Origin of the sequence: Phenylobacterium sp. (assembly GCF_037138395.1) — a bacterium.
GTDB lineage: Bacteria > Pseudomonadota > Alphaproteobacteria > Caulobacterales > Caulobacteraceae > Phenylobacterium.
Window position 1 is genome coordinate 1 of record NZ_JBAXIM010000023.1, and the last position, 23549, is coordinate 23549.

Here is a 23549-nt window from a genome sequence, read left to right on the forward strand (position 1 = left end):
GCCGCGCCGTTGACGGCGGCGATGACCGGCTTGTCGCACTCCAGGGCCGCCATGGCCGCCGGGGTCGGGGCATGACGCACGGTGGTTGGCGGGGGGATGGCAGGCTTGGGCCCGGCCATGATCTCGCGCACGTCGTCGCCGGAACAGAAGGCGGGGTCGGTCCCGGTCACGATCACGCAGTGGGCATCAGGGTCGCGGACGGCCTGGCGGAAGGCGCGCTCCAGCCGGTCGTAGGCCTCGAAGTTGAGGGCATTGCGCTGTTCAGGACGGTTGAGGGTGATGACCGCGACGTGGTCTTCGACCCGGTAGGTCACGCTCTCGGCTTCACTACTCATCCGGGCCTCCCTGGGGCTTTGACGCCCATCATGGCGGCGGGCGCCCGGCTGGGCAAGGACGTGCAGGAAGCCGCGCGGGAGCCTAGGGTGGGCCGATGACCGCCGAAGGGAGCCCCCCATGAAGACCGTCGCCCTGACCTGCTTCACCGACGTGCTCTGCGTCTGGGCCTGGATCGGCGAACTGCGCCTGGCCGAGTTACGCCGGACCCAGGGCGGGGCGGTGACGGTGACCCAACGTTTCTGCAACGTCTTTGGCGCCACGGCCCAGAAGATCCAGGCGAACTGGGGGACCAAGGGCGGCTACGACGGCTTCGCCGGCCACCTCGCCCACGTGCTGGAGGGCTTTCCCGAACTGGCCGCCAGCCCGGATCTCTGGCGCGGCGTGCGCCCGACCTCCTCCCTACCCGCCCACCTGGCCCTGAAGGCCGTCCAGGCCCAGGAGGCGGATGGCGGTGCCGCGGGCCTAAGTGACCGGGCCATCCTCGGGGTCCGGCAGGCATTCTTCGGGCAGGGGCGGGATGTTTCCGCGGCCTCGGTACTGGATGCGGTGCTCTCCGAGGCCGGTGCCGACCTCGCCGATATCCACGCCCGCCTCGCCCGGGGCGAGGCCCACGCCGCCCTCATGTCCGACTACCAGGAGGCCCAGGCCCTCGGCGTCAAGGGCAGCCCGAGCCTGGTGCTGAATGAGGGTCGCCAGATGCTCTACGGCAATGTCGGCTTCCGGGTCATCGAGGCCAACATCGCCGAACTGCTGCGCGAACCCCAGGCCGGGGCCGCCAGCTGGTGCTGAGCCCTTGCGCATCGAGCCCGGGCGCCCAAGAGTCTTCCACTCTGATCTTCTTCCACGGAGCTCCCGCATGACCGCCTCCCGACGCAAGGCCCTTGGCCTGGCCGCCGCCGCCCTTCTCCTGACCGCCTCGCAGGGGGCCCAGGCCGCCGATACTGCCCTTGCCCGGGCCGTGGCCTCGCAGGCCCGCCCCGCCGAGGACCGCGCCCGGGACGGCGCCCGCCATCCCGTTGAATCCCTGACCTTCTGGGGCGTGAAGCCCGGCCAGACGGTGATCGAGGTCTCGCCCGGCGGGGGCTACTGGACGGAAATCCTGGCCCCCTACGCGGCGGCGACAAAGGGGCGCTACGTGGCCGGCGTCACCGACCTCGCCAACCCCAAGATCTCGGAGGGCGCCCGCAAGGGCCGGGCCGACTTCGAAGCCCGTTTCACCAATTCGGCACGCTACGGCAAGGTCGAGTACGTCGGCTTTGGCGCGACCTCCGGCCCGCTGGGTAAGCCGGGTTCGGCGGACATGGTCCTGACCGCCCGGAACATCCATAACTGGCTCTGGAACCCGGGTATGCTTGCCAAGGTCATGACCGATTTCAATGCCGTGCTGAAGCCAGGCGGGGTCCTGGCCATCGAGGAGCACCGTTCGGACCCACGCCCCCAGGTCCCGGATGCGCGCGACGGTTATGTGGCCGAGGCCACGGTGATCGCCGCCGCCGAAGCCGCTGGTTTCCGCCTTGCCGGCCGCTCAGAGATCAACGCCAACCCCAAGGACACCAAGGACCATCCCTTCGGCGTCTGGACCCTGCCGCCCAGCAGGCGCAGCGCTGGCCCTGGCGCCCAACCGGCACCCGACTTCGACCGGGCCCGCTATGACGCCATCGGCGAGAGCGACCGCATGACCCTGCGCTTCGTCAAGGTGCGCTGATTTTCACAATGAAAAAGGGCCCCGGAGCGTCTCCGGGGCCCTGATCCGTTCTGTTAGGCTGGCTCGTCGTCAGGCGAACTGGTGCATGGTATTGGCCCCACCCGAGGCCTTCAGGGCGGCCTCGCCGGCGAAGTATTCCTTGTGGTCGTCGCCGATGTCCGAGCCGGACATGTTCTGGTGCCGCACGCAGGCGATGCCCTGGCGGATTTCCTGCCGCTGGACGTTGAGCACGTAGCCCAGCATGCCAGCCTCGCCGAAGTACTCCTTGGCCAGGTTGTCCGTGGACAGGGCCGCAGTGTGATAGGTCGGCAGGGTGATGAGGTGGTGGAAGATCCCCGCCCGCCGCGCGCCGTCGGCCTGGAAGGTGCGGATCTTTTCGTCGGCCTCTTGGGCCAGGGCCGTGCCGTCGTAGTCGACACTCATCAGCTTTTCGCGGTCATAGGCCGAGACGTCCTTCCCGGCGATCTTCCAAGCGTCGAAGATCTGCTGGCGGAAGTTCAAGGTCCAGTTGAAGGACGGAGAGTTATTGTAGACCAGCTTGGCGTTGGGAATGACCTCGCGGATGCGGTCCATCATGCTGGCGATCTGCTCGACGTGTGGCTTCTCGGTCTCGATCCAGAGCAGGTCGGCCCCGTTCTGCAGCGAGGTGATGGAGTCCAGCACGCAGCGGTCGGCGCCTGACCCTTCCCGGAACTGGAAGAGGTTGGACGGCAGACGCTTGGGCCGCATCAGCTTGCCGTCGCGGGTGATCAGCACGTCGCCGGGGTTGCACTGGGCCGGGGTGACTTCCTCGCAGTCGAGGAAGGAATTGTACTGGTCACCGAGGTCGCCAGGGGTGTGGCTGACGGCGATCTGCTTGGTCAGGCCGGCGCCGAGGCTGTCGGTGCGGGTGACGACGATGCCGTCCTCCACACCCAGTTCCATGAAGGCGTAGCGGCAGGCGCGGACCTTGGCGAGGAAGTCCTCGTGCGGGACGGTGACCTTGCCGTCCTGGTGACCGCACTGCTTCTCGTCGGAGACCTGGTTCTCGATCTGCAAGGCGCAGGCGCCCGCCTCGATCATCTTCTTGGCCAGGAGGTAGGTGGCCTCGGCGTTGCCGAAGCCCGCGTCGATGTCGGCGATGATCGGCACGACATGGGTCTGGTAGGTGTCGACTGCCTTGAGGATCGAGTCTTCCTTGCCCTTGTCGCCGGCCGCGCGGGCGGCGTCGAGGTCGCGGAACATCATGCCGAGTTCGCGGGCGTCGGCCTGCTTGAGGAAGGTGTAGAGCTCCTCGATCAGGGCAGGCACGGAGGTCTTCTCATGCATGGACTGGTCTGGCAGAGGCCCGAAGTCCGAGCGCAGGGCAGCAACCATCCAGCCTGAGAGGTAGAGGTACTTCCGGTCCGTGGTCCCGAAGTGCTTCTTGATGGCGATCATCTTCTGCTGGCCGATGAAGCCATGCCAGCAGCCCAGGGACTGGGTGTAGTTGGCCGGGTCGGCGTCGTAGGCGGCCATGTCCCTGCGCATGATGGCGGCGGTGTAGCGGGCGATGTCGAGGCCGGAACGGAACCGGTTCTGCACGCGCATGCGGATCACGGATTCGGCGCTGATGCCCGACCACGTCCCCTGCTTGCTGAGGATGAGTGTCTCGACCTGCTGGATATCGTCCTGGTACGACATAAACTTGAAAATCCCTTGCTTGCCGGGCACCCGCCAGACGGGACCTTCGACGGTCTGCCGTGTGACGCAGAGATGACAGGGAATCGAGTCCCCATGCAGTCGATCTGTCAGGCTTTACAGGTCAGACTTGTAATGTTGTAAGGAGCCGACTCTGATGGAGACCTGTCCATGGCGACCGAGCGGCGGCTGTATGTAGGGCCAAGCCTGCGCAGGCTGAGGCGGGACCTAGGCCTGACCCAGGCGGATATGGCCGAGGACCTCCAGGTCTCTGCCTCCTATATCGCCCTCCTGGAGCGCAACCACCGGCCCCTCAGCGCTGAAATGCTGGTACGCCTGGCGCAGACCTACAGGCTGGACGTCGCCGCATTTGGGGCGGAGGGCGGGAACGACTCCGCCCGGCTCCAGTCGACCCTGCGCGATCCCATGTTCGCCGGAATCGAGCTGAAGGCCCTTGAGGTGGCCGACGCCGCCGCCAACTTCCCGGGGGTCACCGAGGCCTTCCTTCGGCTCTACACCGCCTACCGCGACGAGCAGCTGGCGCTCGCCGACCGAAGTGCCGACCAAAGGGACGCCGCCGATTCTGCAGATCCCGTCGCCGAATCCCGTCGATTCCTGGCCGCCCGCCGCAACAGCTTCCCCGGACTGGATGACGCCGCCGAACGGCTGGCCCAGGCCGTGGCGAGCAATGAGGGCCTGGCTGGCCACCTGAAGGCGCAGCATGGTCTGAGGGTGCGCCGCCTGCCGCCGGACGTCATGACCGGTGCCACCCGGCGGCTAGATCGCCACCGGCGGGAGGTCCTGCTGGACGATACCCTCGACAGCGCCAGCCAAGCCTTCCAGCTGGCCCTGCAGACGGCCTATCTCGAGCTCGAGGCCGAGATCGGCGAGGTGCTGGCGGCAGGTGCCTTCGAGACCGAAGGCGGCCTGCGCCTGACCCGTCGGGCCCTGGCCAGCTATGCCGCCGCGGCCCTGTTGATGCCCTATACCGCCTTCGCCCGGGCCGCCGAGACCCGGCGCTACGACGTGGAGGCCCTGGGCCGCCAGTTCGGGGCCAGCTTCGAGCAGACCGCCCACCGGCTGACCACCCTGCAGAAGCCCGGCCAGGAGCGGGTCCCCTTTTTCTTTATCCGGGTCGACGAGGCCGGGAATGTTTCCAAGCGGCTGGATGGCGCAGGCTTTCCCTTTGCCCGGCATGGCGGGGGCTGCCCCCTCTGGAGCGTCCACCAGGCCTTCCGGACCCCGCGTCAGATTGTCACCCAATGGCTGGAACTCCCCGACGGCCAGAAGTTCTTCTCCATTGCGCGGACCGTCACCGCCGGAGGCGGCGGCTTCGCCGCGCCGCGGATCGAGCGGGCCATCGCCCTGGGCTGCGCGGAGGAACACGCCCATCGGCTGGTCTACGCCCAGGACCACCGGGACGGAGGCCCGGACCAGGCCACGCCCATCGGGGTGACCTGCCGGCTTTGCCACCGGGCAGACTGCGCCGCCCGTTCAGCCCCGCCGATCGGCCGCCAGATCCTGCCGGACGACTACCGCAGGACCCTGGCGCCCTTCGGGTTTTCGGATGCCTGATTGCGGTGCCTGAGGGGGCCGCGCCCCATTGAAGCCCCGCGCTGCGCAGAGTATGGCAGCGCCGCTGCGGCAGGCTCTGCAGCCACGCCCGGGCGCCCGTCGGCGGCCCGATCTGAAAGGTCGGCATATCATGAAGGTCAGCCCTTCCCTCGCTGTTGCGGATCTCCTGCACGCCTTCGTCGAACAGGAACTCCTGCCCGGTACCGCCGTCGCCCCGGCTGTATTCTGGACAGCGCTGGAGGGTATCCTGAAGGACTTCCAGCCCCGCAATCGCGCCCTGCTGGAGCGCCGCGACGCCCTGCAGGCGCAGATTGACGCCTGGTGGAAGGACCGCCATGGCCAGCCCTTCGACCTCGACGCCCAGACCGAGTTCCTGACCCGGATCGGCTATCTCCTGCCGGAACCCGCCCCCTTTACCCTCGGTACCGGGAACGTCGACCCCGAGATCGCCAGCATCGCCGGCCCCCAGCTGGTGGTCCCGGTTTCGAACGGCAGGTACGCCCTGAACGCCGCCAACGCCCGGTGGGGCAGCCTGTATGACGCCTTGTACGGAACCGACGCCCTGGAGCCGCCGACGGGGGTCAAGGGCTATGACCCGGTCCGGGGCGCCAAGGTGATTGCCTATGCCCGGGGCGTGCTGGACCGCGCCGCGCCCCTGGCCGGGGCCTCCCACGCGGATGCCGAAGGCTATGCCATTGTGGGCGACGCCCTCTCCGTGACCCTGGCTTCCGGGGCGAAGGCGGCCCTGGTCGATCCGTCCCAGCTGGCGGGCTGGCGCGGCGCGCCCGAGGCGCCCTCTGCCGTGCTCCTGAAGCACAACGGCCTGCACCTGGAGATTCAGGTCGACCGGACCCACAATATTGGCAAGGACGATGCCGCCGGGGTGGCGGACGTCCTGATGGAATCGGCACTGACCGCCATCCAGGACTGTGAGGACTCGGTGGCCGCCGTGGACGCGGAGGACAAGACGGGCGTCTACCGCAACTGGCTCGGCCTGATGCGAGGCGACCTGACCGCCGCCTTCGAGAAGGGCGGACGCACCGAGACCCGCCGGCTCGACGACGACCGGCGCTATTCGGCGCGCCGCGGCGGCGAGGTGGTGCTGCGCGGCCGCTCCCTGATGCTGGTGCGCAATGTTGGCCACCACATGCTGACGGACATGGTCACCCTGGACGGAGCCCCGGTCTACGAGTCTGCCGTCGACGCCCTGGTCACCGTGGCCGCCGCCCTCCACGACCTGAACCGCGCCCGCCTCAACAGCCCGGCAGGATCGGTCTATATCGTGAAGCCCAAGATGCACGGGCCGGACGAGGTCGCCCTGGCAGTGAGCCTGTTCGGCCAGGTTGAGGACGCCCTCAGCCTACCCCGCAACACGGTGAAGATGGGCATCATGGACGAGGAGCGCCGGACCAGCGCCAACCTCGCCGCCTGTATCGCCGTGGCAAAGGACCGGATCGTCTTCATCAACACCGGCTTCCTCGACCGGACGGGGGACGAGATTCACACGGCTATGGAAGCGGGCCCCATGGTCCGCAAGGACGCCATGAAGGCCGAGGGCTGGCTGGCCGCCTACGAGAAGCGCAATGTCGAGATCGGCCTCGCCGCCGGCTTCCCCGGCCGGGCGCAGATCGGCAAGGGCATGTGGGCCGCCCCGGACATGATGAAGGACATGCTGGCCGCCAAGGTCGGGCACCCGAAGGCCGGTGCCAACACCGCCTGGGTCCCCTCGCCCACCGCCGCCACCCTGCACGCCCTGCACTATCACGAGGTGGACGTCGCGGCCCTCCAGGCCAGCCTGGCCGGCGGCCCGCGCACGGGCCTCGACGCCCTCCTGACCCCGCCCCTGGCCCGCTCGAACTGGCGTCCGGAGGAGGTCCAGCAGGAGCTGGACAACAACGCCCAGGGCATCCTCGGCTATGTGGTGCGATGGATCGACCAGGGGGTCGGCTGCTCGAAGGTGCCGGACATCCACGACGTAGGCCTCATGGAGGACCGCGCGACCCTGCGGATTTCCAGCCAGCACATCGCCAACTGGCTGCACCATGGGGTCTGCACCGAGGCCCAGGTCCGCGAGACCTTTGCCCGCATGGCCACAGTGGTGGACGGCCAGAACGCCAGCGACGCGGCCTATTCGCCCATGGGCGGCCATCCCGAGAGCCTGGCCTTTCAGGCGGCCCTGGAACTGGTCTTCGAGGGCCGGGCCCAGCCCAATGGTTACACCGAGCACGTCCTGACCCGCCGCCGCCGTGAGCGGAAGGCCCAGCTGGCGGGCTAGCTCCCCTGACCTACCGCCGGGCGGCGTCAGGCGAACTCCAGACCCTCGAACGCCCCGGACTTCCGCCAGCCGTCGATGTAGCGGAAGAAGGCGCTGGCCCCGTATGGGTAGCCGACATAGTATTTCGCCCCCGGCCCCATCGCCTGGCCCTCGTTGTTGTAGTAACCGGGGGTGCACTCTGACGAGCCCATCATGATCCGCCCCGGGCCCGTGAGCAGGAGGGCGACCCAGGCGTCCTGGGCCTCCTGGCTCACCTCGACCCGTACCTTGCCCAGCCGCTTCACCTCAGCCACCACCGTGGCGATGGTGCGCCCGGAGTCGGTCAGGTTGTGCGGCACGTTGGAGATCAGGTTGGCGCCCTGCGTCGGCTGGACGAAGAAGGCGTTGGGGAAGCCCCGGACGTGCAGGCCATGCAGCGAGCGCATGCCATCGGCCCAGGCCTCCGAGAGCTTCAGCCCATCCACGCCGGTCAGGTCAAAACCGGTACGCCGGGTATAGTCAGTGCCCACCTCGAAACCCGAGGCATAGATGATGCAGTCGACGGGATACTCGACCCCTGCCACGACCACGCCGGTCTCGGTGATGCGCTCCACACCCTTGCCGTCGGTATCGATCAGGCGGGCGGCGGGTTCATTGAAGGCCTGCAGGTAGGTGTCATGGAAGCACGGCCGCTTGCAGAGCTGGTTGTACCAGGCCTTGAGGTCCTGGGCGGCCTTGCTGTCGGAGACGATGGAATCCACCCGGGCGCGAATCTCCTCCATCTTTTCGAAGTCGGAGTCCTCGAAGGCGGCAAGCATGGCCTGGGGGCTCATCTGCTCAGGCGGGATGGTCTTCATCTTCTCGCGGATGCGCCGGGACAGGTCTGTCCAGCCATCCATGACCAGGTCCTCCTCCGCGCCGCCGCCAGCCTGGTTGTCGGTAAAATTCTCCAGCCAGCGCTGCTGCCAGCCGGGGGTAGCGATAGAGGCGAACCATTCCGGATCGATAGGGGCGTTGGCCCGGACGTCCACCGAGGAGGGGGTGCGCTGGAAGACCAGGAGCTCCTTGCAGGCCCGGGCCAGGTGCGGAACGCACTGCACCGCCGTGGCACCCGTACCGATGATGGCCACCCGCTTGTCGCCCATCTTTGAGAGGGGCGCGCCGAGGGGATCGCCGCCGGTATACTCATAGTCCCAGCGGCTGGTGTGGAAGGAATGGCCCTTGAAGCTCTCAATGCCCGGGATGCCTGGCAGCTTGGGGACATGCAGGGGCCCGGTGCCTGAGCCCAGGAATCGGGCGGTGAAGCGGTCGTCGCGGTTGGTGGTGATGACCCAGACGTCGTTCTCCTCGTCCCAGGTCAGGTCCTTCACCTCGGTGTGGAAGAGGGCGTTGTCGTAGAGGTTGTACTTGCGGCCGATGCGCTGGCACTGCTCGAGGATCTCGGGGGCGTGAGCGTACTTTTCCCGCGGGATGTGGCCGGTCTCCTCCAGGAGCGGCATGTAGATCATCGAGGCGGTGTCGCACTGGGCGCCGGGATAGCGGTTCCAGTACCAGGTGCCACCGAAGTCGCCGCCTTTCTCGATGATCCGAACATCGGTGATGCCGGCCTCGACGAGGCGGGCGCCGGCGACGAGGCCTGCAAAGCCGCCGCCGATGAAGGCGAACTCCACGTGGTCGGTCTTGGGCTCGCGGGGCTGGAAGGGCGTGTAGGGATCGTCGAGATATCCGGCGAAGACCCCTGCGACCCGCACGTACTGCCCGTTGCCATCGGCGCGCAGGCGCTTGTCGCGCTCAGCGCGGTATTTCGCCTTCAGGGCTTCCTTGTCGAAGGAGCGAACGGGGGTGGCGTCATCGGCGGGTGTCATCGGGGTCGTACTCCTGACCGGTCCTGAAGGGGCCTGTTATTGCCAACTTTGACGCCCCTGCGCCGGGAGGCAACCGCAAAGCGCAGTCAATTCCCCTTTTGGAGAGGGCGTCGGCGCCGCTATCCTGCGCACCATCGGCCGTCGCGACGCGCGATGGCCCCCACAGGGAGCCCTGCATGTCCGACGCTGAATACGTCCCGCCGAAGATCTGGACCTGGAACCGCGACAACGGCGGCCGGTTCGCCAACATCAACCGGCCCATCGCCGGGCCTACCCAGGAGAAGGACCTGCCGGTGGGTCGCCACCCGATGCAGCTCTACTCCCTTGGCACGCCCAACGGGGTGAAGGTGACGGTGATGCTGGAGGAGCTGCTGGCCCTCGGCCATTCCGGGGCCGAGTACGACGCCTGGCTGATCCGCATCAACGAGGGCGACCAGTTCACGAGCGGCTTCGTCGACATCAACCCGAACTCGAAGATCCCTGCCCTCCTGGACCGCAGCGGACCGAATCCGATCCGGGTCTTTGAGTCCGGTGCCATCCTGGTGCACCTGGCTGAGAAGTTCGGTGCCTTCCTGCCTACCGAGCCGGGTGCCCGGGCCGAATGCATGTCCTGGCTGTTCTGGCAGATGGGCAGCGCGCCCTACCTGGGCGGTGGCTTTGGCCACTTCTATGCCTATGCGCCGATGAAGATCGAATACGCCATCGACCGCTTCGCCATGGAGGTGAAGCGCCAGATGGACGTGCTGGACCGCCGCCTGGCCGAAAGCGAGTTCATAGCCGGGCCAGACTTCACCATCGCCGACATGGCCATCTGGCCCTGGTATGGCGGCATGGCCAAGGGCGAGATGTACGGCGGGGGCGAGTTCCTGCAGGTCCACGAGTACGTCCACGTCAACCGCTGGGCCGACGCCATCGCCGCCCGGCCGGCGGCCAAGCGCGGACGGGCCGTGAACCGGCCCTTCGGCAAGCCCGAGAGCCAGCTCCTCGAGCGCCACGACGCCAGCGATTTCGACAAGCTGGTGCTCTAGATCCAGCCGGCGAGGCGGGCGGCCTGGTAGGCAGCGAGGCAGGCGACCAGGACGCCGACCGCCCCGGTGAGGATCCGCTGGGGTGCCAGCTTCACCATCAGGCCGGCCAGGGGGGCGGAGACCAGGCCTCCGGCGACCAGGCCCGCCACCGCCATGGCGTGGCCGGTCAGGTCCCCTGCATCGGCCCAGTGTCCGGTGAGGAGGGTTGCGAGGAAGGTCGCCGATATGGTGGCGGTAACGAAGAACTCGGCCGTGTTGGCGGTGCCAATGCTGGTGCGGGGATCGCCACCGACGCCGACCATGGCCGTGGTGACCGTCGGCCCCCAGCCGCCACCGCCGATGGCATCGAACAGGCCGCCGAAAAAGCCGAGGGGGCCGCTGAACTTCACGGGGAAGTGCCGCAGCACCGGACTGCGGAGGGCGCGCCAGAGGATCACGCAACCCATCAGGGCGAGGTAGCCGGTGATCCAGGGCTTAAGGATCGCCCCATCGATCGAGGTCAGGACGAAGGCGCCGAGGGCACCGCCCACACAGCCGCCGATGGCGAGAGGCCTGAAGAGCTTCCAGTTCACATTGCGGTGCCAGGCGTGGGAGCCTGCCGAGGCGGCGGTGGTGAAGACCTCGGCCGCATGGACGCTGGCGGAAGCCATGGCGGGCGGCACGCCGAAGCTGAGCAGCACTGTGGACGAAATGATCCCGTAGGCCATGCCGAGGGCACCATCCACCGCCTGGGCCAGAAGACCGACAAGGGCGAATAGCAGAAATTCTTGCATGGGCCGGGCTCCTGAGCCTCGCCTCATGCCCCACAATTCGGCCCTGAACGATGGATTAAAGTTCCGATCTGGATCAGGAAATCTGACAAGCTTTCGGAGCGCGCATGGCACAGGCGACCGAGCCCGCCGGCGATGGAGCCACGAGAAGATCGCCGCCTTATCCAGGAAGGCGTATGCGGGCAGTCTGTGGGGCGACCCTGTCCCGCAGGCGAAACCCCACGGAGGCCCAGGCATGTCCAGCCCTGAACAGACTTCCGAGGCCTCCAGCTCCGAGCCAGGCGCGGCGGGCGGGATCGCCCTCGTCATCGGCGCCGGGGGCGGGATCGGCTCGGCCCTGGTCCAGGCCCTGGAGGCGTCGGGCCGCTTCGACCGGGTGATCGGCCTGGGGCGGAGCAGCGACCCGCCCCTGGACCTCAGGGACGAGGCCTCAGTGGCCTCTGCACTCGACTATACCGCGTCGGCCGGCGACCTCAGGTTGGTGATCCATGCCGCCGGCGTCCTGCAGGGCCCCGGAATGGCCCCTGAGAAGAGCCTTTCGCGGATCGACCCGGCGGCCATGGCCTTAGCCTTCGCCATCAATGCCACCGGGCCAGCCCTGGTGATGAAGTACCTCCTGCCCCGCCTGCCCCGCAAGGGCCGGTGCGTCTTCGCCGCCCTCTCGGCCAGGGTCGGCAGCATTGGCGATAACCGGCTGGGGGGCTGGTACGCCTACCGGGCCTCCAAGGCGGCCCTGAACCAGTTGGTCCGTACCGCTTCGATCGAACTGGCCCGGCGCAATCCCGAGGCCCTCTGTCTGGCCCTTCACCCGGGGACTGTGGCCACCCCGCTCTCCGCGCCCTTCGTCGGCGACGATGAGAAGGCCCAGAGTCCGGCGGCGGCGGCGGGCAAGCTCCTGGCCGTCATCAACGCCCTGCCCGCTTCCGCCACCGGCGGCTTCTTCGACGCCGAGGGGCGGACCGTGCCCTGGTAGAGCGCGCGCCCGGACCGTGGCATAGACGCGCCATGACCGATCTCGTCCTGATCCTCGGGGATCAACTGAGCGATGCCCTTTCCTCCCTGCGGGGGCGCGATCCTGCGCGCACCGTGGTGTTGATGGCCGAGGTCATGGGCGAGGCGACCTATGTCCGGCACCACCGGAAGAAGATCGTCCTGGTCCTGGCGGCCATGCGCCACTTCGCGGCCCGCCTGAGGGTGGCCGGCTGGCAGGTCGACTACCTGGCGCTGGAGGCGGACGGCAACACCGGAACCCTGGGCGGAGAGCTGGAGCGGGCGGTGCGCCGCCACGGTGCCTCGGCGGTTTACCTGACGGAGCCGGGGGAGTGGCGCCTGCGTCTGGAGGCCGACGGCTGGGCCGACACCCTGGGGGTCCCGGTGACCGTACTGGAAGACGACCGGTTCCTGGCCTCCCACGCGGACTTCGAGGCCTGGGCGGAGGGCCGCAAGGCCCTGCGCATGGAGTTCTTCTACCGCGAGATGCGCCGGCGCACCGGCCTCCTCATGGAGGGCGAGGCGCCCACCGGCGGGCGCTGGAACTTCGACGCCGAGAACCGGGCCCCGCCGGCTGGCGACCTCTTCCTGCCGGAGCCTCTTCGGCATGACCCCGACGTCGTGACTGGGGACGTCCTGGCCATGGTGGCGAGGCGCTTTCCCGACGGCTTCGGAAGCCTGGACGACTTTCGCTTCGCGGTCACCCGGGAGCAGGCCCTGGCCAGCCTGGCGCACTTCATCGACGCGGCCCTACCCGCCTTTGGCGACGACCAGGACGGCATGCTTGTGGCCTCGCCCTACCTGCACCATGCGGTGCTCTCGCCCTACCTCAACATCGGCCTGCTGGGCCCCCTGGAAGTCTGCCGAGCGGTGGAGGCGGCCTGGCGGGCGGGGAAGGTTCCCCTCAACGCCGCCGAGGGCTTCATCCGACAGGTGATCGGCTGGCGGGAATACATGCGGGGCGTCTACTGGCGGGAGGGGCCCACCTACGTCCTGCGGAACGCCCTGGAGGCCCGGCGACCCTTGCCGGACTTCTACTGGACCGGGAAGACCGACATGGCCTGCATGAAGGCCGCCATCGGCCAGACCCTGGACCTGGCCTACGCCCACCACATCCAGAGGTTGATGGTGACTGGCAACTTCGCCCTGCTGGCCGGGATCGACCCCCACGCGGTCCACGAGTGGTACCTGGGCGCCTATGCCGATGCCTTCGAGTGGGTGGAGGCGCCCAATACCCTGGGCATGAGCCAGTACGCCGACGGCGGACTGCTGGGCTCAAAACCCTATGCCGCCAGCGGGTCCTATATCCACCGGATGTCCGACTATTGCAGCGGCTGCGCCTACAACGTGAAGGTGCGGAGCGGCCCGGGCGCCTGCCCCTTCAACCGGCTCTATTGGGACTTCATCGACCGGCACGCGGCCCGGTTCGCCCGTAACCCACGCATGGCCCAATCGGTGCGGACCCTGGAGCGGATGGGCGAAGACCGCCGCCAGGAACTGCGCGCCGACGCCGCCGCCTGCCTTGCGGAACTCGGCCTGTGAAGGCCCGGCGCAAGGCAGACCTGCCGACCAAGACCTGCCCGGTCTGCGGCCGCCCCTTCGCCTGGCGGAAGAAGTGGGAGAAGGTCTGGGACGAGGTGAAGTACTGCTCCGAGCGGTGTCGCCGGGCCTGAGGCCTTGCCATTGGCGCACGCCCCCGCTGACGCCGGCCGCGATCCGGTGCAGGGTGGGGCCATGAAACTCGTCCAGGCGGGAGACCGCCGCATCCTCTTCGTCATGGCCGCGCCGCCGGAGTACGGGCCGGCCCTGCGCGCCCGCTTCACCCCCCTGATGACCGGGGTGGGTCCTGTCGAGGCGGGGCTGGCCGTCGGCGCCGCCCTGGCCCGGCTGGAGACCCGGGGCGAGATTCCAGACCTGGCCGTCTGCCTGGGATCCGCCGGCTCGCGCACGCTGGAGCAGACCGGCGTCTATCAGGTGGCGAGCGTCAGCTACCGGGACATCGACGCCTCGCCCCTGGGGATCCCGGCGGGACTGACCCCCTATCTCGACCTGCCCCGGGACCTGCCCCTGCAAGTTCTGCTGCCGGACCTGCCGGCCGTGCGCCTGTCCACGGGCGGGGCGGTGATCTCCGGGGCCGCCTATGACGCCATCGACGCCGACATGGTGGACATGGAGACCTTCGCCGTCGCCCGCGCCTGCATGGCCCATGGTGTGCCCCTGGCGGGACTGCGGGGCGTGTCGGACGGAGCCGAGGACCTGCGCCACATGGACGACTGGAAGGCCTATCTCCACGTCATCGATGAGAAGCTTGCGGCGGTGGTGGACCGGATCCTGGCGCTGGCGGACTGAAGGCGGCGGGCGCGCCCGCCGTCAAAGCCTCAGGCCCAGGCGCGAGGCACCCCAGAGGGTAAGCAGGTAGAGGACGACCGTCAGGATGCATCCCGCCGCCAGGGCCGGCCAGAAGCTGACGCCCCTGCGCAGGAGCCAGGGCATCAGGGCGAACATGGGCAGGGACGGCAGCACGAAGACCAGGGTCCCGGCGGCGTGGTCTGCGAGCCGCACCGGATCGCGAGTATCCGACCAGAGCCAGACCATGCCGAGGATCGAGACGAGGGGCAGGGAGGCGACCAACCCGCCGATCCCGGGATTTCGGCGGGAGATTTCCGAGACCAGGGCAACGATGAGACCTGAAATCCCAGCCTTCAGCAGCAGATAGAGCATGCCGTTCCTCCCGGACACAGGCTCCAGCGAAAGCCATAGGCCGTCAAGGGTAGCTCGGACGAGGTCCTGCGCTATATCATCGGCGAGCAGGTCCGGGGCCTGCCCAGCGACAACCGCGTCGACAAGACCGTTGCGTTCCGCGACATTCCCACCAAGGGTCGGAAATAGCGCCGCCCCGGAGGAGACCCCCATGCCCAGGCTTCGCGGACTGCACCACCTGGCCTTCAGCACCACGGACATGAAGGGGCAGATCGCCTTCTTCAGCGAGGTGCTGGGCATGCGGCTGACGGCCCTGTTCTGGATGCACGGCGTGCCGGGCGCCTGGCACGGCTTCCTGGAGCTGGACGACAACGCCTCGGTGGCCTTCGTGGCCATGCCCGACAATGCCAAGGGCAGGAGCGAGCTGGGCTCCAGCCACGCAGCCCACGGCGGCGGGCCCTCGGCTCCGGGGACCATGCAGCACGTGGCCTTCAACGTAGAGTCGATGGAGGACCTGATGGCCTTCCGCAACCGTATCCGCCAGAGCGGGACGCCGGTCTTCGGGCCGGTGGACCATGGCTTCTGCCAGTCCATCTATTTCGCCGGGCCTGAGGGCCTGAACCTCGAGATTTCGACCTCGGTCAACCCGCCCGATCCCGACGAGTGGATCGACCCGGAGGTGGTGGCCCTGGCCGGAATTTCCGCCGAGGAACTGGCCGCCTTCCGCAATCCACCCCCCGGCCCGGGCGCGCGGCCGGAGACTCCCCAGCCAACCTTCGACCCCGCCAGGCCGCACTTGAAATACCCAGCCGCGCTCTACGAAAAGCTCCTGAAGATGCCCGACGCGGATTATGTGGCCCTGGCCTCATTCAATGAACCGCCGGTGCGCAAGGTCGTGGCGGACCCCGCGGAATGAGCGGACGCGCCGCCGTCATCCGGACGCCCATCACCATCGTCTCGCGCGATCCCTCCGCCTTCAAGGACACCTACGGCGGGGCGGTGGGCCTGGTGGCGACGGGGGCCACCCTGATCCGTCCGGAGACGGCCTCCGACACGGTGTTGGTCACCATGCATCCCATCGGCGGCACGGCGGGCCTGCCGGTCATGCGCCTCTTCGCCGAGGCCGGGGTGCACATCCTGGCCGCTGACAGCCGCTATCGCGGGGTGGACAACGCCCTGATCATGGAGAAGGTCGCCCTCGACCTCGGCGCGGCCGTTCGGCACGCCCGGGACAAGCTCGGCTATTCGAAGGTCATCCTGCTGGGCTGGAGCGGCGGCGGCGCCCTGTCGGCCTTTTACCAGGCCGAGGCCGAGCAGCCCTCCATCACCCACACCCCGGCGGGGGACCCCCTGTCCCTGGTGGATGCCCGGCTGATCCCGGCGGACGGGGTCATCCTGATGGCCGCCCATGTCTCGCGGCACGGCACCCTGACCGAATGGCTGGACGCCTCCATCCTGGACGAGGCCGATCCCGAGTGCCGCGATCCGGAGCTGGACCTCTATGGCGAGGTGGTCCGGCCGCCCTATTCCGACGCCTTCCTGGCCCGCTATCGGGCCGCGCAGGAGGCCCGCAACCGGCGCATCACCGCCGGGGTCAAGGCCCGGCTGGACCATCTGCGCAACACCGGACGGCCGGATGAGGAGTTCGGCTTCGTTGTGCACGGCACCATGGCCGACCCCCGCTGGCTGGACCCGGCGGTGGACCCCAACGACCGGTCACCCGGCGTCTGCTACCTGGGCGATCCGCGCATCGTGAACATGAGCCCCATCGGCCTGGCGCGGTTCTCGACCCTGCGCAGCTGGCTGTCGCAGTGGAGCCTGGACGACGCCCGCGCCGACGCCCCGGCCTGCCTGGCCCAGGTGAAGGCCCCCGTCCTGGTGATCAACAACAGCGCCGACGACGCCTGTGCGCCCAGCCACGCCCGGCGGTTGTTCGACGCCGTTACCCACGACGACCGGCGCTTCCACGAAATTGCGGGCGCCAGCCACTACTACCAGGACCAGCCCGAGCTCGGCGGCCAGGCCGTCGGCCGGGTGAAGGCCTGGCTCGAAGACCATGATTTCAGGATCTGATCGCCCAAGGGCCAAGGGAAGAGGACGACATGCAGTTCGACGAGGTTGTTAAGGGCCGGCGGAGCATCCGCGGCTTCAAGCCGGAGCCGGTGCCCAGGGCCCTGATCCGCGAGGTGCTGGATCTGGCCATGCGGGCACCCTCCTCGCTGAACACCCAGCCGTGGAACTTCTACGTGGTTGCCGGGTCCGTGCTCGACACCATCCGTGCCGGCAATACCGAGCGCAACCTGGCCGGCGTGCCAGACTCCCGCGAGTTCCGCAGCCACGGCGCCTATGACGGCGTCCATCGGGAGCGGCAGATCGAGGTCGCCAAGCAGCTCTTCGCGGCCATGGACATTGAACGCGAGAACAAGGCCAAGCGGCAGGACTGGGTGCTGCGCGGCTTCCGCCAGTTCGACGCCCCGGTCTCCATCGTCGTCACCTATGACCGGTCGATCCACGGCGGCGACATCGGCCCCTTCGACTGCGGTGCCGTGACCAACTGCCTGGTCAACGCCGCCTGGTCCCGAGGCCTGGGCTGCGTGATCAACAGCCAGGGCATCATGCAGTCCCCCGTGGTCCGGGAGCACGCCCGCATCCCGGACGACCAGGTCATCATGATCTGCGTCGCCATGGGCTGGCCCGACGACAGCTTCCCCGCCAACGCCGTGGTCTCGAACCGCAAGTCGGTGGACGAGGCGGCGGTCTTCATCGGCTTCGACGGGGAGTGAGGCCATAGGCGAGGCCGCGATGAGCGCGCCCCTCACAGCCCTGGTCGTCGGCGCGGGCGTCGGCGGGCTGACGGCGGCCCTGGCCCTGGCTCGGGCGGGCCTGTTGGTGACGGTCGTCGAGCAGGCGCAGGCCCTGGGCGAGGTGGGGGCGGGGCTGCAGGTCTCGCCCAACGCCACCCGTGTGCTGTTCCACCTGGGCCTGGAGGCGGGCCTTTCCGCCCTGGCCTTCCGGCCCGAGGCTGTCGAGGCGCGGGGCTGGCAGCAGGGTCAGGAGATCCGTCGCGCACCCCTGGGCGAGACCGCGCGGGAGAGATACGGCTTTCCCTATTTTCACATGCACCGGGCGGACCTGGTCTCGGTGCTGGAACAGGCCAGCCGGGCCGAGCCCCGGATCCATCTGCGCCTCGGCGAAGCCGTCGCAGCCTGCGAGGACGACGGGACCCCATCCCTGGTCCTGGCCTCGGGCGAGCGTCTGGAGGCGGATGTCCTGGTCGGGGCGGACGGCCTGCGCAGCCTCGTGCGCGAGGCCCTGTTCGGACCCGCCGCCCCTCGCTTCACCGGCAATGTCGCCTGGCGGGGACTGATCCCCGCTGAGCGGCTGGAGGGGGCCGACATCCGGCCCGTAGCCACCCTCTGGATGGGGCCCGGCGCCCACTTCGTGCACTACTCTGTCCGGGGCGGGACCCTGGTGAACTTCGTCGGCGTGGTCGAGCGCAACGACTGGCGCGAGGAGTCCTGGTCCAGCCGGGGCGAGGCCGCGGACCTGCGCAGGGACTTCGCAGGCTGGCATCCCACTGTCCGGCGGATCGTCGAGGCCGCTCCGGAGGAGGCCTGCTTCCGCTGGGCCCTGTTCGACCGGGATCCCCTGCCGAGGTGGAGCCACGGCGCGGTGACCCTGCTGGGCGACGCCTGCCACCCCACCCTGCCCTTCATGGCCCAGGGCGCCTGCATGGCCATCGAGGACGCCGCTGTCCTTGCCGCCTGCCTGTCAGGTTGCCGTCGCGGCGACATCCCCGCGGCGCTCTCCCGTTACGAGGACCTTCGCCGCCCCAGGACCGCCGGCATCCAGGCGAGCTCGCGCCGCAATGCGACGATCTACCACCTGCGCCCGCCCTTCAGCTGGGCCCGCGACCAGGCCATGAAGGCCGGCCTGGGCATGGGGCCGGCCATGGACGGCCTCTACCGCTACGACGCCCTGTCGGCGGTAGGCGGCTAGCCAAGCGGAGGCGACTCCGGAAACCGCAGATGGCGCAGGCCAGCGGCAGCGTAGATGGCGTCCAGGGTTCGCTGCTGGCGCAGGATGGCCTCGCCTTCAGTGGGCAGGGCCTGGCCAGACTCCAAGGCCCCGAGCACAGCCTCGAGCTGGTAGGTGTAGCTGCTGATCCGAGGCACATGCAGGTCGCGGACGGCGTCACCAGACATCACCGTCAGCCGCCCGCCCAGGTGGGGGACCACCGGGTTCCAGTAGCGGATCTCGCCCGTCTCGCCGATCACCCGGAGGCTGGCGTCGAAGGCCAGGCCCTTGCCCATGGAGGCCGACAGCTCCACCTCGACACCGCCGGCGAAGCCAAGCCGGGCGGTGAGGCTCTCGTCTACCCCTCGCGCTGTGAGTACAGCCTCGGCTTCGACGGAGGTGGGCTCAGCCCCCAGGAGTTGCAGGGTCAGGCCGAGGGGATAGCATCCGAGGTCCATGAATGCGCCGCCACCGGTCTCGGGCAGGTGGCGGATCTCTGCGCCATCACGCTCGGGCACTGTGATGAAGAATCGCCCCTCCACCCTCCGGAGCGCGCCAATGGCGCCGGAGGCGACTGTCTCCATCAAGCTGAGCATGGCGGGGTGGTAGCGGGCGTGGAAGGCCTCGATCACCCGACGGCCGGACGCCCGGGCCGCGGCGAGGACCCCTTCGGCCTCGACCGCATTCATGGCGAAGGGCTTTTCGCAGAGGACATGCTTTCCCGCCTCCAGAGCCCGACGGCTCCAGGGCGCATGCAGGTGGATGGGCAGGGCGTTGTAGACGAGGTCAATGTCGTCGGCCGCCACCAGGGCGGCGTAGTCAGCTTCGGCGCGCTTGAAGGCATAGCGGGCCGCATAGGCCTCGGCCCGGGCCGGATCCCGGGCCGCAACGGCCTGGAGTACGGCGCCGGCCCGGACCGAGGCCGGAAGAATGACGGCGCTGGGCGTGATGGTCGCCGCTCCCAAGCATCCAATCCGCATGACCATCCCCGTTTTCATTTTCAAGTATGGGATCAATGCGCTTCGAAGGTTCAGATTCAAGCCTGTTTCCTCGCCCATCGAGTTTCAGGTATGCTCGTCTTGTCAGTCCTGTCCTAGGGAGGAGAGAGCCCGTGCATCGTCATCTTGTCGCCAGCTTCGCCAGCCTGGTCCTGGTCCTCATGCCGCTTGCCACCGCAGCGGCGCCCTTGCCGACCAGCGGAAAGACCCCGATCGCGACGCTCGCCAAGGATCCAATGACCCGGGAGGTGCTGGACGCCTACCTCCCCGGCGTACAGTCGCATCCCAAGTATTTCGACTTCCAGTGGCAGACGCCCCGGGAGCTACAGCGGTTCGATCCCAGGATCACGGACGACGCGCTGACGCAGATGGACAAGGCCCTGGCCGCCACCCGGGCCCCGCCATCGGTCGAGACGACGCCGATCTTCCTCCTCGCCGCGCGTCCTGAGACCCGGGCGGTCCTGGAGACCTACATGCCCGGCATGCTGCAGCACCCGAACTATCCGAAGTTCCGGTACATTTCACTTAAGGCGCTACAGGGGTTCGACCCGCGCATCACGGACGAGACCCTGGGCGTCGTCCAGGCCGAGCTGGAGGCTGCGGGCGCCTTGGAGACGGCAAGAAGCAAGTAAATCACGCGAAGGGGTCGGTCCCGGCCCGCATGAGGGGGGCGATGCGGTCCGGTTCCGGACCCTGGGGGTCATCGTAGGGGTAGAGGGGCCGGCCGATGATGCGGTCGAGTTCCGGATGGCGGTCCAGCAGGTCCTGCGGCAGCCGGCCCCGGTAGTTGATCATGGTCCGCATGTAGGGACGGAAGTAGTTCTGCACGAGGGTGACGCGCAGGCCCGGTGTGGTCCGGGGGACGGCCCCGTGCCAGGTGGCGCCGTTCCAGATGGCCAGGGAGCCGGCCTTGCCGATGATGGGCACGGTGCGGAAGGGCGTCTCGCCCAGGCGCCCTTCGTGCGGCAGGGTGGCGCGGCCATAGTGATGGCTACCGGGCACGAAAACTGTCGGTCCGTCCTCAACCCCGGCGTAGTCCGTGGCCAGCCAGGAGGCGTTGCACATGTGGGCGATGGTCCCGCTGCCCGGCGGCAGGCCATGGGAGTCGCTGTGGAGGCCCAGGGGGGTGCCGTCAGGGCCCTTCAGGATCCAGGTCTGGCCACCAAAGACGGCAGAGCCGCCGCACAGCCAGCGGACCAGGGCCAGGACCACCGGGTTGGTCGCCGCCTCGATGAAGACCTCGTCCTCCTCGATCAGGTCCCAGCCCTTGCCTTGGGTGTTGACCCTCGGAAGGGGATCGGTCCGCCAGTCGCCGATACGTGCGCCGGTTCGCGTCTCGAACGTGCGGAGAATAGCGTCGCGCAGACGGTCGACGAACCCCTCCGAGGCGCGCATTTTCTCGGGTGGCACCACGGTCACCCCATAGGCCTCGAGCTCGGCCACATGGCTGAAGAGGTCCCAGGCCGCGAGGTCCCGCATCAGGGGATCGAGGGTCGGCGCGGCGCCATAGTCGGCCATGGTCATGTGGGTATCCTCAGGCATTGGCGGCGGGGTTCCGGGGGCCCCGATAGTCGACCTCGGGATCCGAGGCCGCAAGCTGCCGGGCGTGCTCGCTGTAGCGCCAGTCAAAGTCGGCAGAGAGGGACGCCGGCCGGGAAAGGGAGAGTTCTCCGATCGGTGTGACTGGCTTGCCGGGATCGGTAGTGTTCCCGTCCACCATGCCGAGGCCGCTGAAGGTGCGAAAGCCCACGAGGCCCTTGAGCTTGGGGGAGAGGGCAGCGAGTTCAGCGTCAGTCAGGCAGGCCAGCTGGGTCTCCTGCTGGCGCATCTCCGGGCGGGCGTAGAGGATTCGGCTGGCGAGGCGGGTCCCCGGCTGGGTGCGCTTGCCGCCCGAGTGCAGGACCCGGCTGTCGGTGACCAGGCAGGTTCCCGCCGGTGCCGTCAGGGCCACGATCCGTTCCTCTGCCAGGTGCGCGTAGTTGCTGTCGGGCCGGATGAGGTTCCGACCCAGGGCGTCCCGGTGCGAGCCGGGGACAATGTAGGTGCCGCCCTCCTCCAGGCCGAAGTCGGTGTAGAGCCAGATCAGCAGGCAGTAGAGTGGGAAGGGCGGGTGCGGCAGGGGTACGAAGCCCTGGTCCTGGTGCAACTCCTGCAGGCCGCCACGCTCGTGGACCAGGGATCCATGTGCAGTGGCGAGGTGGTAGGCGGGCCCAAGAATCCGCGATACCAGATCCTCCACGAGTGGGCCGCCTTGGGCGGCCGAGGGCTCGAAGGCTGACAGGTCCCGGAAGACCTGCCCCTTGGCCAGGAGGTTGAAGATGGTCTGCGAGTGGCCGTGATTGGCCCGCCGGGCCACGCCAGCGGCGCGCTCGGCCTCCGCCTGGTCCACCAGCCTGTCGACCTGGGCCCGCACCTGGTCCGGCGACATCGCGTCGGCAACCAGACAATAGCCCCAGCGGATGAAGTCGGCCTCCAGCTGTTCCTGGTCGCGTGTGGGCGCGGGGAGCTCGGGAAAATCCGTGCTGGACCGAATACGCTCGCGCTCCCGGCTCAGGCCCGAGAGTTGGGACCCGGAGTGAACCTGCCGGCCGTAGGTGATCCGCCGCGGCCAGTTGCCTTCGGCGACGCCGTCAGCGCCCGCCTCGCCCTCTGGCGTCCCGGTGGCGACGACAGCCTGCAGGCGTTCGATCTCGGCGCGGAGCTGGGCGATCTCCTCAGCGGCCGAGGGCGTCGGGGCGGTGGTGACCCCCTGGTCCTTCAGGGTCGGAGTGACGGAGCCCATGTCAGGCCTTCCCCTCCGCGACCAGCCTTGCCCGCATGGCCGGGTCGATCGCCGGATAGAGGTGGGGGCTCCACTTCGAGGCGATCCCGAGGTCGCGGCCCTCGCGCTGCCAGTTGTCCTCGCCGGGACGGGTCCGCACGAGGCCCCAGGCCAGCAGGCTGTCGGCGTTGTCGCGGACGCTGGCCTCGACGCTGTGCGGTTTCAGGCCCAGCTGGGTGATCGCCTTCTCCATCACGGAGACAGGCGCCCGGTAGCGGCGACCTTCGCGAAAGTCCCCGCCGATGCCGCACCCCGGGTAGAGCCGCTGGAGCAGGGCCTGGAGGTCCTCCTGGAACATCAGGCCGCTCTCGTCGGGTGCCACGAGGTTGTAGCGTTCGCCGTTGCGATTGCGGTCGGACTCCGCCGCCAGGACCTGGGTCTCGGCCACGTCCCGGACGTCGACGATGTTCCAGTACATCCGGGGATGGCCATAACCCTCCAGCATGTCGCCGATCCGGGTCTGCCAGCTCCAGGGGCGCTGGTGCGAGGCCGACAGGAGCGGGCCGATGACGTGGCAGGGGCAGATGCCAAAGGCGGCGAGGCCAAGCCGGTCCGCCTCGGCGTAGACGAAGCGCTCGGACTCCAGCTTGGTCATGGCGTAGGCGACTTCCCGGTTGCGGGACACGGTCTCCAGGGACCAACTCGCTTCAGGCCGGCGTCGGTCGGCGTGCATATCGGCGGTCGAGGCCTCAGTGTAGAGGTGGCCCTCGTCCGCCGGGTGAGCGACCGCGGCGAAGGAGCTGGTGTAGACGAGCCGCCGGATGCTCCCGGCCGCTGCGACGCTGTCCATGAGCATGCGCGTGGCGAGCAGCCCGCCATCAAACACCTTCT

Annotated in this window: 23 protein-coding genes; 14 read left to right on the forward strand and 9 right to left on the reverse strand. The window is 68.8% G+C overall.

Annotation, left to right across the window (positions count from 1 at the left end):
- Positions 1-335: enoyl-CoA hydratase/isomerase family protein (locus WCJ52_RS03010; protein ID WP_336901817.1), on the reverse strand; the 335-nt coding region annotated here is incomplete at its 3' end.
- 118 nt (positions 336-453) lie between these two features.
- On the opposite strand from WCJ52_RS03010, the gene WCJ52_RS03015 reads away from it, so the two are divergent.
- Together WCJ52_RS03015 and WCJ52_RS03020 are read left to right on the forward strand one after the other, a co-directional pair.
- On the forward strand, positions 454-1125 hold the full coding sequence (locus WCJ52_RS03015; RefSeq protein WP_336901818.1) for a DsbA family protein: 672 nt from the start codon (positions 454-456) through the stop codon (positions 1123-1125).
- Between the two features lie 67 nt (positions 1126-1192).
- On the forward strand, positions 1193-2041 hold the full coding sequence (locus WCJ52_RS03020) for a methyltransferase (protein WP_336901819.1): 849 nt from the start codon (positions 1193-1195) through the stop codon (positions 2039-2041).
- 69 nt (positions 2042-2110) lie between these two features.
- Here the strand turns inward: WCJ52_RS03020 and WCJ52_RS03025 are convergent, their stop codons facing one another.
- Positions 2111-3703: an isocitrate lyase gene (locus WCJ52_RS03025; RefSeq protein WP_336901820.1), complete on the reverse strand. Its 1593-nt coding sequence runs from the start codon at positions 3701-3703 to the stop codon at positions 2111-2113.
- Positions 3704-3871: 168 nt separating this feature from the next.
- Between WCJ52_RS03025 and WCJ52_RS03030 the strand changes: the two genes are divergently transcribed.
- The gene (locus WCJ52_RS03030; protein ID WP_336901821.1) at positions 3872-5275 is read left to right on the forward strand and encodes a short-chain fatty acyl-CoA regulator family protein; all 1404 of its coding nucleotides are present in this window, start codon (positions 3872-3874) and stop codon (positions 5273-5275) included.
- 130 nt (positions 5276-5405) lie between these two features.
- Positions 5406-7550 carry a malate synthase G gene (locus WCJ52_RS03035; RefSeq protein ID WP_336901822.1) on the forward strand — a complete coding sequence of 715 codons (2145 nt, stop codon included), beginning with the start codon at positions 5406-5408 and terminating at the stop codon, positions 7548-7550.
- Between the two features lie 26 nt (positions 7551-7576).
- Here the strand turns inward: WCJ52_RS03035 and WCJ52_RS03040 are convergent, their stop codons facing one another.
- On the reverse strand, positions 7577-9394 hold the full coding sequence (locus WCJ52_RS03040; protein ID WP_336901823.1) for an NAD(P)/FAD-dependent oxidoreductase: 1818 nt from the start codon (positions 9392-9394) through the stop codon (positions 7577-7579).
- 176 nt (positions 9395-9570) lie between these two features.
- Here WCJ52_RS03040 and yghU point away from each other — a divergent pair, with 176 nt between their 5' ends.
- Positions 9571-10422: a glutathione-dependent disulfide-bond oxidoreductase gene (gene yghU / locus WCJ52_RS03045; protein WP_336901824.1), complete on the forward strand. Its 852-nt coding sequence runs from the start codon at positions 9571-9573 to the stop codon at positions 10420-10422.
- Here yghU and WCJ52_RS03050 read toward each other — a convergent pair.
- Complete coding sequence (locus WCJ52_RS03050) at positions 10419-11195, reverse strand: sulfite exporter TauE/SafE family protein (RefSeq protein ID WP_336901825.1); 777 nt, start codon at positions 11193-11195, stop codon at positions 10419-10421. The two genes, yghU and WCJ52_RS03050, sit on opposite strands and share 4 nt — an antisense overlap.
- 232 nt (positions 11196-11427) lie before the next feature.
- Between WCJ52_RS03050 and WCJ52_RS03055 the strand changes: the two genes are divergently transcribed.
- From WCJ52_RS03055 to WCJ52_RS03070, 4 genes are all read left to right on the forward strand, one after another.
- Entirely contained in the window at positions 11428-12165 is a 738-nt protein-coding gene (locus WCJ52_RS03055) for an SDR family NAD(P)-dependent oxidoreductase (RefSeq protein WP_336901826.1), read from the forward strand.
- Between the two features lie 32 nt (positions 12166-12197).
- The gene (locus tag WCJ52_RS03060; RefSeq protein WP_336901827.1) at positions 12198-13724 is read left to right on the forward strand and encodes a cryptochrome/photolyase family protein; all 1527 of its coding nucleotides are present in this window, start codon (positions 12198-12200) and stop codon (positions 13722-13724) included.
- A complete protein-coding gene (locus WCJ52_RS03065; protein WP_293514923.1) occupies positions 13721-13855 on the forward strand; it encodes a DUF2256 domain-containing protein in 135 nt (44 codons plus the stop codon). Before WCJ52_RS03060 ends, WCJ52_RS03065 begins: the two co-directional genes overlap by 4 nt.
- 61 nt (positions 13856-13916) lie before the next feature.
- The gene (locus WCJ52_RS03070; protein ID WP_336901828.1) at positions 13917-14531 is read left to right on the forward strand and encodes a 5'-methylthioadenosine/S-adenosylhomocysteine nucleosidase; all 615 of its coding nucleotides are present in this window, start codon (positions 13917-13919) and stop codon (positions 14529-14531) included.
- Between the two features lie 21 nt (positions 14532-14552).
- Here WCJ52_RS03070 and WCJ52_RS03075 read toward each other — a convergent pair whose 3' ends face one another.
- On the reverse strand, positions 14553-14903 hold the full coding sequence (locus WCJ52_RS03075; protein ID WP_336901829.1) for a DUF3147 family protein: 351 nt from the start codon (positions 14901-14903) through the stop codon (positions 14553-14555).
- A gap of 190 nt (positions 14904-15093) precedes the next feature.
- On the opposite strand from WCJ52_RS03075, the gene WCJ52_RS03080 reads away from it, so the two are divergent.
- The 4 genes from WCJ52_RS03080 to WCJ52_RS03095 are packed head-to-tail and all read left to right on the forward strand — an operon-like array spanning position 15094 to position 18881.
- Complete coding sequence (locus WCJ52_RS03080; protein WP_336901830.1) at positions 15094-15798, forward strand: VOC family protein; 705 nt, start codon at positions 15094-15096, stop codon at positions 15796-15798.
- Entirely contained in the window at positions 15795-16955 is a 1161-nt protein-coding gene (locus WCJ52_RS03085) for an alpha/beta hydrolase (RefSeq protein WP_336901831.1), read from the forward strand. The genes WCJ52_RS03080 and WCJ52_RS03085 overlap by 4 nt, the downstream gene beginning before the upstream one ends.
- 29 nt (positions 16956-16984) lie before the next feature.
- Positions 16985-17665, forward strand: a complete 681-nt coding sequence (locus tag WCJ52_RS03090) for a nitroreductase (protein WP_336901832.1) — start codon at positions 16985-16987, stop codon at positions 17663-17665.
- Positions 17666-17684: 19 nt separating this feature from the next.
- A complete protein-coding gene (locus WCJ52_RS03095) occupies positions 17685-18881 on the forward strand; it encodes an FAD-dependent monooxygenase (RefSeq protein WP_336901833.1) in 1197 nt (398 codons plus the stop codon).
- Here WCJ52_RS03095 and WCJ52_RS03100 read toward each other — a convergent pair.
- Positions 18878-19864, reverse strand: a complete 987-nt coding sequence (locus WCJ52_RS03100; protein WP_336901834.1) for a Gfo/Idh/MocA family oxidoreductase — start codon at positions 19862-19864, stop codon at positions 18878-18880. The genes WCJ52_RS03095 and WCJ52_RS03100 overlap by 4 nt on opposite strands.
- A gap of 146 nt (positions 19865-20010) precedes the next feature.
- Here WCJ52_RS03100 and WCJ52_RS03105 point away from each other — a divergent pair, with 146 nt between their 5' ends.
- Positions 20011-20529: a hypothetical protein gene (locus WCJ52_RS03105; protein ID WP_336901835.1), complete on the forward strand. Its 519-nt coding sequence runs from the start codon at positions 20011-20013 to the stop codon at positions 20527-20529.
- A 1-nt stretch (position 20530) separates the two neighbouring features.
- Here the strand turns inward: WCJ52_RS03105 and WCJ52_RS03110 are convergent, their stop codons facing one another.
- From WCJ52_RS03110 to WCJ52_RS03120, 3 genes are all read right to left on the reverse strand, one after another.
- Entirely contained in the window at positions 20531-21421 is an 891-nt protein-coding gene (locus tag WCJ52_RS03110; RefSeq protein WP_336901836.1) for a phytanoyl-CoA dioxygenase family protein, read from the reverse strand.
- Positions 21422-21431: 10 nt separating this feature from the next.
- A complete protein-coding gene (locus WCJ52_RS03115) occupies positions 21432-22679 on the reverse strand; it encodes a phytanoyl-CoA dioxygenase family protein (RefSeq protein ID WP_336901837.1) in 1248 nt (415 codons plus the stop codon).
- 1 nt (position 22680) lies between these two features.
- Positions 22681-23549 (reverse strand): NAD-dependent epimerase/dehydratase family protein (locus WCJ52_RS03120; protein WP_336901838.1); only part of this gene is annotated, 869 nt, incomplete at its 5' end.

Bases quoted from the DNA above. Each gene is read 5' to 3' on its own strand.
- WCJ52_RS03015 (WP_336901818.1), top strand. From the start codon at position 454: ATGAAGACCGTCGCCCTGACCTGCTTCACCGACGTGCTCTGCGTCTGG.
- WCJ52_RS03020 (WP_336901819.1), top strand. From the start codon at position 1,193: ATGACCGCCTCCCGACGCAAGGCCCTTGGCCTGGCCGCCGCCGCCCTT.
- WCJ52_RS03025 (WP_336901820.1), bottom strand. From the start codon at position 3,703: ATGTCGTACCAGGACGATATCCAGCAGGTCGAGACACTCATCCTCAGC.
- WCJ52_RS03030 (WP_336901821.1), top strand. From the start codon at position 3,872: ATGGCGACCGAGCGGCGGCTGTATGTAGGGCCAAGCCTGCGCAGGCTG.
- WCJ52_RS03035 (WP_336901822.1), top strand. From the start codon at position 5,406: ATGAAGGTCAGCCCTTCCCTCGCTGTTGCGGATCTCCTGCACGCCTTC.
- WCJ52_RS03040 (WP_336901823.1), bottom strand. From the start codon at position 9,394: ATGACACCCGCCGATGACGCCACCCCCGTTCGCTCCTTCGACAAGGAA.
- yghU (WP_336901824.1), top strand. From the start codon at position 9,571: ATGTCCGACGCTGAATACGTCCCGCCGAAGATCTGGACCTGGAACCGC.
- WCJ52_RS03050 (WP_336901825.1), bottom strand. From the start codon at position 11,195: ATGCAAGAATTTCTGCTATTCGCCCTTGTCGGTCTTCTGGCCCAGGCG.
- WCJ52_RS03055 (WP_336901826.1), top strand. From the start codon at position 11,428: ATGTCCAGCCCTGAACAGACTTCCGAGGCCTCCAGCTCCGAGCCAGGC.
- WCJ52_RS03060 (WP_336901827.1), top strand. From the start codon at position 12,198: ATGACCGATCTCGTCCTGATCCTCGGGGATCAACTGAGCGATGCCCTT.
- WCJ52_RS03070 (WP_336901828.1), top strand. From the start codon at position 13,917: ATGAAACTCGTCCAGGCGGGAGACCGCCGCATCCTCTTCGTCATGGCC.
- WCJ52_RS03075 (WP_336901829.1), bottom strand. From the start codon at position 14,903: ATGCTCTATCTGCTGCTGAAGGCTGGGATTTCAGGTCTCATCGTTGCC.
- WCJ52_RS03080 (WP_336901830.1), top strand. From the start codon at position 15,094: ATGCCCAGGCTTCGCGGACTGCACCACCTGGCCTTCAGCACCACGGAC.
- WCJ52_RS03085 (WP_336901831.1), top strand. From the start codon at position 15,795: ATGAGCGGACGCGCCGCCGTCATCCGGACGCCCATCACCATCGTCTCG.
- WCJ52_RS03090 (WP_336901832.1), top strand. From the start codon at position 16,985: ATGCAGTTCGACGAGGTTGTTAAGGGCCGGCGGAGCATCCGCGGCTTC.
- WCJ52_RS03095 (WP_336901833.1), top strand. From the start codon at position 17,685: ATGAGCGCGCCCCTCACAGCCCTGGTCGTCGGCGCGGGCGTCGGCGGG.
- WCJ52_RS03110 (WP_336901836.1), bottom strand. From the start codon at position 21,421: ATGACCATGGCCGACTATGGCGCCGCGCCGACCCTCGATCCCCTGATG.
- WCJ52_RS03115 (WP_336901837.1), bottom strand. From the start codon at position 22,679: ATGGGCTCCGTCACTCCGACCCTGAAGGACCAGGGGGTCACCACCGCC.